The organism is Flavobacterium sp. XN-5 (assembly GCF_008033395.2).
GTDB classification, from domain to species: Bacteria; Bacteroidota; Bacteroidia; order Flavobacteriales; family Flavobacteriaceae; genus Flavobacterium; species Flavobacterium hiemivividum.
Window position 1 is genome coordinate 855,102 of the sequence record NZ_VOGZ02000001.1, and the last position, 12,916, is coordinate 868,017.

Consider the following 12,916-nt stretch of genomic DNA (forward strand, 5'->3'; position numbering starts at 1 on the left):
TATATTACGCTTTAAAAATACGTACAGAATCTACTTTTTAAAAATCACAAAAACTTTAAAGCGACAAAGGGTATATATTTACTATATCGAAGTTCCCTATGAACTACAAAAAACATTAATAATTAATTTATTCGAAAAATGAAACATTTAATTTTCACGTGCTTTTTCTGTCTTACTTTATTTAGTGGTGCCAATGCCCAACAATTAAAGTCGCCAAATAAAGCTTTTACAATGGACTTTTCGTTGCAAAATGACGGAACTCCAACCTATGCTTTAAAATACAAAAACAAAGAAGTTATTAAAACCAGTAAGTTAGGTTTAGTACTTAAAAATGACGAAAAATCATTGCTGAATGATTTCACAATAGTAGATACAAAAACCGCCACTTTCGACGAAAACTGGAAACCAGTTTGGGGTGAAGTAGCCGAAATACGCAATCATTATAATGAACTTGCTGTTACTTTAAACCAAAAAGGAACAGACAGACAGATCGTAATTCGTTTTCGTTTATTTGACGAAGGTCTTGGTTTCCGTTATGAATTTCCAACTCAAAAGAACCTGACTTATTTTGTAATCAAAGAAGAAAGAACACAATTTGCGATGGCAGGAGATCATACCGCATTTTGGATTCCTGGAGATTACGATACTCAAGAATATGATTTTACGACTTCAAAATTATCTGAAATTAGAGGCTTAAATGAGAAAGCTAGAACAGCTAATCTATCTCAAACTTCGTTTTCTACAACGGGAGTTCAAACTTCTTTGATGATGAAATCTACTGACGGACTGTACATCAATCTTCATGAAGCGGCATTAATCGATTATTCATGCATGCACTTGAATCTAGATGATAAAAATATGATTTTCGAATCTTGGTTAACTCCAGATGCAATTGGAGACAAAGGTTACATGCAAGCGCCAAATAGTTCTCCTTGGCGTACTGTTATGGTAAGCGACGATGCTAGAGCTATTTTGGCTTCAAAAATGACATTGAACTTAAACGAACCTTCAAAAATTGAGGATACATCTTGGATTAAACCGGTTAAATATATTGGAGTTTGGTGGGAAATGATTACCGGAAAAAGTTCTTGGTCGTACACTAATGAATATCCATCTGTACAACTTGGAATAACCGATTATTCAAAAGCAAAACCAAATGGCACACATGGAGCGACAACTGCTAATGTCAAAAAATATATTGATTTTGCTGCTCTACATGGTTTTGACGCTGTCTTAGTAGAGGGTTGGAATCAAGGTTGGGAAGACTGGTTTGGTCATTCTAAAGATTATGTTTTTGACTTTGTAACTCCCTATCCTGATTTTGATGTAAAAGGTATTCAGGAATATGCAAAATCTAAAGGGGTTAAAATGATGATGCACCATGAGACTTCTGGATCAATACGCAACTACGAACGCCACATGGACAAAGCCTACCAATTCATGAATGACAATGGCTACACGTCGGTAAAAAGTGGATATGTAGGGAATATTTTACCACAAGGTGAAAATCATTACAATCAATGGGTTGTAAACCATTATCAGTATGCAATAGAAAAAGCTGCCGACTATAAAATTATGGTTAATGCGCACGAGGCTGTGCGTCCTACTGGAATTTCAAGAACTTATCCCAACTTAATTGGAAATGAATCAGCTAGAGGAACGGAATACCAATCTTTTGGTGGTTCTAAACCCAACCACGTTACCTTATTGCCTTTTACAAGATTAATTGGTGGGCCAATGGATTATACGCCTGGAATTTTCGAAATGGATCTAAGTAAATTAAATCCTGACAATGGATCACATGTAAATAGTACGATTGCAAACCAGTTGGCTTTGTATGTTACTATGTACAGTCCGTTACAAATGGCGGCTGATTTACCGGAAAATTACAATCGCTTTCTAGATGCTTTTCAATTCATCAAAGATGTAGCGATCGATTGGAGCGACAGCAAATATCTAGAAGCGGAGCCTGGACAATATATTACCGCAGCGAGAAAAGCAAAAGGAACTAACAACTGGTTTGTAGGGAATGTAAATGGCGAAACGTCTCGTACTTCGAATATTAAATTTGATTTCTTAGAAAAAGGAAAGAAATATACTGCTACAATCTATGCTGATGCAAAAGATGCACATTATAAAACGAATCCGCAAGCCTATACTATTCGCACAGTTACAGTAACTAGTAAGTCTAAACTATCTCAATTGAGTGTTCCAGGCGGAGGTTATGCCATTAGTATTATTGAACGTAATTAATAATTAATGTATTAAAACTAGAAAAGGCTGTCTAAAATTTAGACAGCCTTTTCTGTTTTTATAATAATCTTAATCTAATTTACTTTGATCAGTTTAACATCAAAAATAAGTACTGAACCACCTGGAATACCATTACGATCGTAACTTCCATATCCTAAGTGAGAAGGTACTAAAAGAATACCGCTACCGCCTTCTTTAAAATAAGGAATCCCTTCTGTCCATCCTCTTATAACTTGTTGTAAACCAATAGTAAGACCTCCCGGTTTACCTCCATCAAAAACAGAACCATTGGTAAAATATCCTCTGTACTCTACAGTTACAGTAGATGAAGCTGTTGGTTGTGCCCCTTCTCCCGCTACATCAATTACATAAAACAAGCCTGAATCGCTTTTTATGGCGGTCAGATTATTTTTAGCAATATATGCCGTAATATCTTTTTCATTTTGAACTGTATAATCAACGGGTTGCGTTTCTATATCTGTATTCATATCTGGAAAACAGGAAACGAACAATAAAGAAACAACTGCTAAAAAAATAGATTTCATAATTAAATTTATTTAGCCGCAAATATAATAAAATTCAACAATTACGATTTATAAAAATTATTTATCTCCATAAACCTGCACATCATCAACCTGAAAAGCTCCATCTAAAGCCAGATTCCTTCCTGAGCCCGTATATCTAAAAGCGATATTAATTTTCCCAGTATAGGAAGACAAGTCCACGCCACCAGATCCCACAAACTGATACCAAGGTGTAGCCTGTTTAGGCAAGATCACTTTTAGCGGAATCCACGTTGCCTTAGTTACATTTAAGCCATCAAAATTATTGGAGACAAATACATCTAATGAATTCAAAGGAGAATCTACATCTAAATGATGTTGCGCTGTTCTAAAAGTCAGTATTTCATTAGTATGTGTATCCATATCAATTTTTGGCGAAATCAGCCAAGCGATATTAGAAATCACTTTGGCTCCCGTAGTATTAAACTCGGCATATCCATTGCCAGAATAGACGGTTCCTTTCCAGAAAATTGTGCCACTCTGAACAATGTTTGACCAGCCAGGAAGACTTAAATTCGTTTTATCGACAACGGTTTGGAAATCTTGCGAGAAAAAAGGAGTTTTTCTTGCTTCCTTCATCGTAACATCTTTTTCAGAGCGAGCGAGTAACTGATAATCGGTGCCAAACTTAGTCAAAATCCCTCGCACTTTCCCGCTTCCGCCAGGAACCATACTTTGGGCAAAGTCAGCATAACTACTGGTTCTAAAAAGTACCTGATTCCCAAACTTATCTATTAAACTCCAATTAGTCGCGCCGCCCACATTATTTGTTTCTTCAAAATAATGTCTACCAAGAGCTGGCTCCGTAAACTGAACATCAGACAATTCGACCAAGGTGTTTAAATTAGAATCAGAAACTAATTCTGGAATCGAAAGCGACCGAACCAATAGACTTTCAGCTAAAGTTGTACAGGAAGCGTTTAGCACGTTTTTATAATCGTTTTGCGAAAGCCGACCCACAGCACCTTCGCTATAGGAATTGACATAAATACCTCCGATGCGCAAACTTCCATAATTTATATCGGTATGTTGGTTTTTTAGTTTTACATACACTTTGTTTCCCACTCTAAAATCAACATAGGTATTACTAACATCTACAGGAACACTAAATCCTATTGCTGGAATAGTTTCGGTTGCTAGAGTTTGAAAAGAAATAGTTTTAAAAAAATTGCCGTTTTCATCACTTGAAACCACGTAGGCTTCAATAATATCGTCAAATGTATATTGTGAAACGATGGCACCGGCATTAGCATGAACTTCCGCTACCGTTTTATTAGTAGTAAAATCAGGCTGCGTACATTGCAGTTTTGGTATCTCTACTGCATCATTTGCACAGCCCGAAAAAATAGCAATACTTACAAACATAAAAAGGAAACTATGGAAAGTAGATTTCATAATACGGATTTTTTTAGTTAAAAATTAAAATTGAGATTGACGAAATACGTTCTGCCGTAACCGTAATAATATTTATTTCCAAAAGAGGGTGTTCCACTAGAAACATCCTGATTGAGTTGTCTAAAGTTGGCGTTTCTAGCTTGTTCGTATCCGCCTGTTTTATAGGTAGTATCGACTAGATTGTTGATACTCACAAAAAGTCCTAAATTTTTTCCGTTGATGCGCCATGATTTTCCTCCAATAACGTTGAGCAGTACTACCGGATCAAATCTTTCCTGCTTTAACAACTCCCTTGCACGCTCTTCTGTAGCTTCTGGAAAAGGAAATCCACTAGCGGGATTGATATAAAAACCATTTGTTCTTGCTATTGGTGAAACGTCAATATAATTATCGGCCAGATAGTTAATATTAGTTCCTATCCACCAATATTTAGGGTCACGGTAATCAATACCAAATCCGTATGCCTGTTGCGGATTGCCGGCTTGTTTGTAGTTTTTTAAAATTGGCTTTCCAAAATCGAATGCGGGTTTGGTGTTTTCTACTGACGCTAATGCATCATTATTGATACTCACATTCGGATTACTATCATAAGTAAACTCACCATAACCAGCAGAAACACTTGTTTTAATGGTACTGGTCAATTGGTATTCAAAACTAAATTCCCCACCAATGTTTTTCCGATCGAAATGCGTTAGCGTTTGACTTACAAAAGCATTGGTATTCGTGTATCCCGCGCCATTGTCAAAAATACCCTCTGCATAGAAAAAGGAAGTTTTAGTAGCATTTTTTATGGTCGAATAATAAGCGGTCAACCGCGCTTTTAACTTTGGTAAACGAAAAACATAAGTCGCATCAAGGCTATTTATCGTTTCACTTTGCAATCCGTCTGTAATAGAATTGTTCAAGCGAGAATTGGGAAATGTATTTCTAATTGTAGGTGCTTTAGTCAAATGCGCTCCGTTGAAATTCACTGATTGCTTTCCTGATATTTTATAAAGAACACCACCTTTAAAGCCAAAATTCTCAAAGCCCACTTTCTGGCTTTTGCCAAAGGAAATCGTTTCATAAATCCCGTTTTTGTACAAGCCTTCTCTTTGATAATTCGTAGCGGAGAAAGACTGCGCCAAGTAGAAATCGATGCGGTCATAGGCAAATCTAAATTGGCTAAAAGCCTCAAAAATAGTCGCCGAATACTTGTAGTTATAACCGTAAGCATCCCCTACAACGACTTGCCGGTTTGGATTATTTAAATCCGATTGTGCTTGATCGCCGCCATAGAATCCATCAATATCTTCAAAATAGGCACCACCTAGCAGGTCCAAAAGTTTCTGGTAATTGTGTGATTTCAAATCCTTAAAAGATCCGCCCACGTTCAAAATCAGATTTTCATTTAGCTGTGTATTGAAGTTAGACGAAGCTACCATGGTTTCATCGTCGGTGCGGTCTTCGTATAAAACATAGTAACTTTTAGCCGCTTCATAGCCCGTGATATTTCCATTAGAATCTGAAATTGGAATTTGATTGGCTTTATACATGGCGTCCCAATCAATTTGAGGATTTGCCAAAAACTGGATTCGGCTTTTCTCCGCATTTTCAAAATCAGGTGTAAAAGCACCCGAATATTCTCCTTCGTCACTGCCGTACAACGAAGTGTAATAACTAGGTAATTTTCTAAAATAAGTAGGATCTGGACTGTTAGCATTTTGATAATCGAGATTGCTATTCCCTATTTTCCCAAACTGATACATCACACTAGAATTCAGATTGCTGTGGTCGTTTATTTTAAAATAATGATTGAGCATCAAGATGGGTTCTTCGATGTTTTTTTCTCTGGCGTTTCTTTGCTTGCCGTTTTGGTATCCCCAATAAGAATTGTAGTTTTTACTCGTTAATTCAGTCACCTCAGCGGTATTTGGTGAATTCTTACCGCGACTGTTTGGCGTATAAAATCCGGTAAAATTTAGAGAATGACTGTCGGTTAATCTCTTCTCGACACTCAGAAACAGTGAATTCGCATCGTAGGTTGTTCCTTCAAAATGTCCTTCTTGCGCGTATCTTTTTCCTGCTGACACTACGAAGGCCCAGCCGCTGCTACTCATTCCTGAAGCAAAGGTTCCCATGACCCGTCCTCTATAATTTGTGTTTGTCCCTGAAATGGTGATTCTGGTTCCTGTCCTATAAATGGAAGCACGGGTGTTAATTTCTTGAGTACCTAAAATCCCGCCAAAAGCATAATCAGATGGTGCGGTACCGATGGTAAACTCCTGATTTCGGGTGGCATCATTTAGTCCGCCCCAATTGCTCCATTGTGGTCGCCCGTCGTACACTTTGTTCATGGAAACTCCATTTATCATGGTAGTTGCATTCTCACTATCCAATCCCCGAATTCGGAAACGTGCCTGTCCCCAATTAAAAGCTGCGGCTTGTTGAAAGGCATCTTTTGAAGACTGCAGCAATCCCGAGGTGCTCTCTGACCCGCTATTATCATCTGTTAAATCATTTTCAAAAAGTCGGATTAAGCTTCGTTGCTGGTCGGAAATTTCATCTTCTTCTAACATTATAGTACCTAGATCAAGAAGTTTTCCTGCTTCGATAGTTACTGGAATTAAGGCGTCTTTATAACCTTGGCTACGAAAAAGCAGCAATTGATCTCCACCGGAATTCTCCTCAAAACTGAATTTTCCATCAGCTGCAGTGAGCTGCATGGCATTTGTATTCTGAATTGAAACCGTCACAAAAGCTAAAGGCAGCTGTGTTTTGGCATCCAATACAATTCCCAGAATTCCCGTTTTATTTTGCGCAAAAGTAAATCCTAATTGAAAAACAACAAAAACGGTCAGTAAAACTTTTTTCATAATCCCATTTTTTTATAGTGTAGCAATGGATTCCCAAAACTGATTTGGGAACTTATAATTGTAAATAAATTAGGATTGGTTTTACTTCCGGACATATAAAAGCATCCATAATAGGATACGGCTTCGGCGATAAAAAAAGATGTTTTTGGAAATTTAGTTTAAAACCAAGAAAGATAAAGTTGAAAGCAGTTTTTAAGAGTGGTATTAAAAAAGCTGTAAAACATTTAAAACCTGTAGTTTAACAGTATAAATATACTTAAATATTTAACATAAATGATAATTTCTAATGTAATAATTTATATGTCAGAAAGTTAAGTGCTAAATACATTAGGGATTTTTATTTTCACCAAAGAAAAAAATCATTGTAGACGGATTCCGTGTCCAAAATCGACTCGCTTATTGTGTAGCTGTTGTTGCTGTAATTAAAACCAGAAAACGCATTAAAATAGCCCTGATCGCAGCGGCATCCCACGCTTTTTTAGCGTGGATATAGCGAAGAGCAGGTGGTGCGTCACTAAAAAAACAAAAAGTACTGCTCCTAAAAAAATTACTGAATAGCTTTGATTCGGCTAACCATAAGTGCAATTAATATTCCGAAAATACCGATAAAGGCAAAGGAAAATCGCAAGCCCATCAATTCTGCAATGTAGCCAATAACGGGTGGGCCCATTAAAAACCCTAGAAAACTCACACTGGTGACAATCGTTAGCGCTTCTCCGGGCGGAACCGTCGTATTTTTTCCAGCAAGACTATATAAGGTGGGAACAATCGAGGAAACCCCGAGCCCAACAAGCATAAAACCGATTGTTGATGGAATTAAATACGGAAAAGCTACGGCTGTAAAAAGTCCTGCGGAGATTAATAAACCGCTGGTTTGTATTACTTTTTTTCTTCCAAAACGAACAATTAGACCGTCTCCCAGAAAACGTCCGGTAGCCATCATAATCATAAAGGAGGTGTATCCTAAAATAATTAACGGACCTGGTGCGTTGACAACATCTTTAAAATAGATTCCGCTCCAGTCAAACATAATTCCTTCGCTCGCCATGCAACCAAAACCAATTATACCTAGCCAAATTAGCGCACTGTCTGGCTTTGTAAATAACTTTTTCCTTTCGACGGTTATAGGAGTTTTTTTGGCTTTTATCAGATATCGATAATTAAATGCAACCAATGTAATAACAAAAAGTCCCACGATTAAAAAATGATAAAACGGCGATAGCTCTAATGAAAGCATCCCTAAACCGATTAAAGCACCCGTAAATCCCGCAAAACTCCAAACGCCATGAAAAGAAGCCATGATCGTTTTTTGATATAATTTTTCGGTGTAAACGCCTTGTGTATTGATGGAAATACTATTCATATTTCCGAATATTCCAAATAGAAATAAGCCGAGTGCTAATTGCCAAGATGATGTGGCTAAGCCCATATTTGAAAGGCTAATCGCATACATTATTAGTGAAAACACCCCGACGCGATGACTACCAAAGCGAGTAACTAATTTCCCTGAAAAAGGCATCATCGCCAACTGCCCTAAAGGAAGTGCAAATAAAATCGTTCCTAGATCGGCTGCGCTTAAATCTAATGCCATTTTGATATCTGGAATTCTACTTGCCCAAGTTGCAAAACACAATCCCATCCCAAAATAAAACGCGGCAACAGCCCAACGAATTCTTCTTAAATAAGAAAGCTTTGATTTTTTGTATGATTTTTTGAGTTTGCCTTCGGTTTTAAAACGGTCTATAAAATTTAATTCTATCAAAACGATATTTTTTACTAATTGAAAGATGCAAAATTACAAAAAAGCTAGACGATGAATTTTACAAAAAAAGCAGTGTTCTGTATTTACAACGTTATTGTTTATAACATTCACAGCTTTGTTGACTTTAAAGGCCGACACTTATGCGGATAATTTAAAAATGCTGATTTTTAAACTTTACAAGTTTAAAATTTGACCACAAATTTCACAATTTAATTAGTGAATATTTGTGAAATTCGCAGCTAAAATTATATTGCTTTCCCCTGAGCGTCTCTTCGAGTGTTTTTGGCTTTTAGATTCATATTTAAGTAAACAGAATATGATGAGCCAAAAAAGGATCGAAAAGCTGTGCTTTCTTAAACAGCAATCGCTTTTCCCTGAGCACTACTTTGAATCGCCGCTTCGATAATTTGCATAACTCTCAGTCCATCTTGTCCGGTAACGGGTTCTTCTTTATTGTTTGAAATGGAATCATAAACCCCATCAAAAAAGTCATAGTAATTCCCTTGCAGCGTTGGAGTTTTTTCAAGCACTAGTTTGCCGTCTATCTCGGTATGTAGTAATCCTTCTTTTTCAATTGACTCTGTTCCCCAGTTTTCCAGGTTTGGTTTCGTGCCTAATTTCAATTCGTCTTCTTGTACATCGCCTCGTGGTTTCAAGAAAGATCCCTTCTTTCCGTGAATGGTATAAGCTGGATTGGCTTCGCGAACAAAAAAACCAGCTTTTAGCCGCACCCTAAAATCGGGATAATACAGTAAAATATCAAACCAATCATCGACCAAAGAGTTTTCGCGAGTGGTTCGGATATCAGCGAAAACCGCTTGTGGAAAACCAAATAGATACAAAGATTGATCAATTAAATGTGGCCCAAGATCTTTCAAAATTCCCGCTCCTGCATTGGCGGTTTCTTTGTGTTGCTTGGGACTCAATAGTGGATTGTAGCGGTCAAAGTGAAACTCCGCTTCGACGATATCACCCAACACGCCATCTAAAAGAACTTGACGCACCGTTTTGAGATCACTGTCCCATCTTCTATTTTGGAAAACGGACAATTTCACTCCTTTTTCAGTAGCTATGTCAACCAATTCTTGCGCTTCGGCCGCCGTGGTGGTAAAGGCTTTTTCGACTACGACATGTTTTCCTGCCAATAATACTTTTTTAGCATATTCAAAATGCGTTCCCACTGGTGTGTTAACAATTATCAAATCAGCATCAGAATCCAGAACTTCTTCTAAAGACCCATAACTCCTTACATTACGATAATCCTGTTGAATTATTTTTTTACTTCGTTCCCAAGATCCTAGCAATTCGAATCCTGGGTGAAGCTCTAGAAATGGTGCATGGAATACTTTTCCAGACATGCCGTAGGATAGTAGAACCGTTTTTATTTTTTGCATATTTATTATTTTATGGAGTTCTAGGATTTTTTTGCTCTATCGTACTGTTTTGGCCATTGCACCTCAACACCTAAATCGGTAGCGAAGGTCAATCCCAGGTTTGGGTTTCTCAATGATTCTCGTCCAAATAGTATTAAATCGGCTTTTCCCATTAACAGAATTTCTTCAGCCTGGGTAGCATCTATGATTAAACCTACAGCTCCAGTCATGATTCCGCTAGCTTTTTTAATTTTTTCGGCGAAGGGAACTTGGTATCCTTGTTCTACTGGAATTTTTTGATAGGGCACTAATGCTCCCGAAGAAACGTCGATTAAGTCAACTCCTTTATCTTTTAAGACTTTCGAAAGTGATACTGATTCTTCGATATCCCATCCGCCCTCTGCCCAGTCGCTTGCAGAAATCCTTACGAATAACGGCAAATCATTTGGCCATTCAGACTTTACGGCTTCCACAACTTCGAGAGTCAATCTTATGCGGTTGTCAAAACTTCCGCCGTAATCATCTGTTCTTTTATTCGATAAAGGCGAAAAAAACGAATGTAATAAATACCCGTGAGCTGCATGGATTTCCATTACCTGAAATCCTGCTTTTACGGCTCTTTTGGTCGCTGCTTTAAAATCGGCAATTACTTTGTCAATACCCGCCTTATCTAAAGCAAGTGGCAAAGTGTCTGTATCTTGAAACCGAATTGCACTTGGCGCCACAGTTTCCCAGCCGCCTTGTGTTGCATCTAGTTTTTTATGTCCGTTCCATGGCGAGGAGCAACTTGCTTTTCTACCTGCATGCGCCAATTGGATTCCTGGAACCGAATTTTGGCTGATAATAAAACTATTTATAGATGTTAATTTCTCGATGTGTTCGTCTTTCCAGATTCCCATATCGTCTGGAGAAATTCTTCCTTCTGGAGAAACTGCGGTCGCTTCCTGAATGATTAAACCTGCCCCACCCGAGGCACGGCTGCCCAAATGTACCAAATGCCAGTCATTGGCAAAGCCATCAACGGAAGAATATTGACACATTGGAGAGATAACAATTCTGTTCTTAAGGGTAAGGTTTTTAATTTGTAAAGGAGAATATAATAATACTGACATAAGGATGATTTTATAAAATTTGAGTTGGATTTTTAATCGCTTTAAATACGATACTGTAAAGTTACATGACATCCTTCGAAGTAAAAAACCTAATGGCATAATTGTTGACTGCCCAATTGTTCTATAGCCAAATTGTAGGGCTTTCAAAATAAAATAGAAAACCCTACTTTTGTGGAATTCAATTAAGAACCTAATATAAAAAATGGATTTATTTATCAAGCTTTCGCAATTTTTAATGAGTTTGTCATTATTAATAATATTACACGAACTAGGACATTTCATTCCTGCTAAATTGTTTAAAACCAGAGTTGAAAAATTCTATTTGTTTTTTGACGTTAAATATTCCCTTATAAAAAAGAAATTTGGCGATACCGAATATGGTATCGGTTGGTTGCCTCTGGGCGGATACGTTAAAATTTCAGGTATGATTGACGAGAGCATGGACAAGGAACAAATGGCTTTGCCACCACAACCTTGGGAATTTCGATCTAAACCAGCTTACCAACGTTTAATTATCATGTTAGGTGGAGTTACAGTCAACTTTATTTTGGCTTTTATCATTTACATCGGGATGGCCTTTGTTTATGGCGATACTTATATTGCTAATGCAGATATGAAAGACGGGATATTGATCGAAAATCAAGCGATGTTGAATGCAGGATTCCAAACGGGTGATAAAATCATTTCAGTTGATGGTACAAAAATCGAAAAATTTGACAATGACATCAATATGAAAATCGTTTTGGGTAAAGAGGTTCTTATCGAAAGAAACGGAGCTCCGCAAACCATAAAAATGCCCAATGATTTTGTCGACCAATTGTCTAAATTTGAAAAAAGCAGTATTGTAGGAATCAGAATGCCGTTTGTAATTGGAGCTGTTAGTGATGAATCTAGCAATACAGAATTAAAAGCGAAGGATGTTGTACTAACACTTAACGGAGAAGCTGCAAAATACTTTGATCAAGCGCAGACTATTTTAGAAAATAACAAAGGTAAAACGATAGCAGCAACGGTATTGCGCGACCAAAAAGAAGAACAAATTCAAGTTGCAGTCGATAATGACGGAAAACTTGGCGTTCAACTTGGCGGATTAGCCATGGCAAACTTAGAAAAACTAGGTTTCTACAAAGTAAGCAAACAAGAGTACGGTTTCTTCGAATCGATTCCAGTAGGAATTACAAAAGGAAAAGATCAATTAGTAGGATACGGAAAACAACTGAAAATGATTTTCAGTCCAAGCACGGGAGCTTACAAACAAGTAGGTGGTTTTAAAGCCATATTTGATATTTTTCCAAGTACATGGAGCTGGGAAACTTTCTGGGCCATCACCGCTTTATTATCAATTATGCTTGGAGTAATGAACTTATTACCTATTCCGGCACTCGATGGAGGTCATGTAATGTTTTTATTATATGAAATTATCAGCGGTAAAAAACCAAGCGATAAATTCCTTGAAAACGCACAAATGGTTGGTTTTGTTTTACTTATAACGCTACTATTATTTGCTAACGGAAACGATATTTACAAATCAATTGTAGGGAGATAAAAAAAAATAAAAAAAGTTTGATTTTTATTTGCACAAACCAAATGATAGCCTATCTTT

General features: G+C 37.2%; 8 protein-coding genes. 2 read left to right on the top strand and 6 right to left on the bottom strand.

Going from position 1 to position 12,916, the window contains the following annotated elements; all coding sequences use genetic code 11:
* Positions 1-138: 138 nt before the first annotated feature.
* On the top strand, positions 139-2,253 hold the full coding sequence (locus FQU23_RS03785) for a glycoside hydrolase family 97 protein (RefSeq protein WP_147672647.1): 2,115 nt from the start codon (positions 139-141) through the stop codon (positions 2,251-2,253).
* A 74-nt stretch (positions 2,254-2,327) separates the two neighbouring features.
* Here FQU23_RS03785 and FQU23_RS03790 read toward each other — a convergent pair whose 3' ends face one another.
* The 6 genes from FQU23_RS03790 to FQU23_RS03815 all read right to left on the bottom strand — a co-directional run bounded on the left by FQU23_RS03790 (position 2,328) and on the right by FQU23_RS03815 (position 11,313).
* Positions 2,328-2,798 (bottom strand): FKBP-type peptidyl-prolyl cis-trans isomerase, encoded by a 471-nt coding sequence (locus FQU23_RS03790; protein WP_147672648.1) that lies wholly within the window; start codon positions 2,796-2,798, stop codon positions 2,328-2,330.
* 57 nt (positions 2,799-2,855) lie between these two features.
* Positions 2,856-4,211 (bottom strand): DUF5689 domain-containing protein, encoded by a 1,356-nt coding sequence (locus FQU23_RS03795; protein WP_147672649.1) that lies wholly within the window; start codon positions 4,209-4,211, stop codon positions 2,856-2,858.
* Positions 4,212-4,228: 17 nt separating this feature from the next.
* On the bottom strand, positions 4,229-7,066 hold the full coding sequence (locus tag FQU23_RS03800) for a TonB-dependent receptor (RefSeq protein WP_147672650.1): 2,838 nt from the start codon (positions 7,064-7,066) through the stop codon (positions 4,229-4,231).
* Positions 7,067-7,613: 547 nt separating this feature from the next.
* A complete protein-coding gene (locus FQU23_RS03805; protein ID WP_147672651.1) occupies positions 7,614-8,828 on the bottom strand; it encodes an MFS transporter in 1,215 nt (404 codons plus the stop codon).
* 353 nt (positions 8,829-9,181) lie between these two features.
* Complete coding sequence (locus tag FQU23_RS03810) at positions 9,182-10,222, bottom strand: Gfo/Idh/MocA family oxidoreductase (RefSeq protein WP_147672652.1); 1,041 nt, start codon at positions 10,220-10,222, stop codon at positions 9,182-9,184.
* 20 nt (positions 10,223-10,242) lie between these two features.
* Entirely contained in the window at positions 10,243-11,313 is a 1,071-nt protein-coding gene (locus FQU23_RS03815; protein WP_147672653.1) for an NADH:flavin oxidoreductase/NADH oxidase, read from the bottom strand.
* Between the two features lie 202 nt (positions 11,314-11,515).
* Between FQU23_RS03815 and rseP the strand changes: the two genes are divergently transcribed.
* Entirely contained in the window at positions 11,516-12,859 is a 1,344-nt protein-coding gene (gene rseP, locus FQU23_RS03820) for an RIP metalloprotease RseP (protein WP_147672654.1), read from the top strand.
* Positions 12,860-12,916 lie beyond the last annotated feature (57 nt).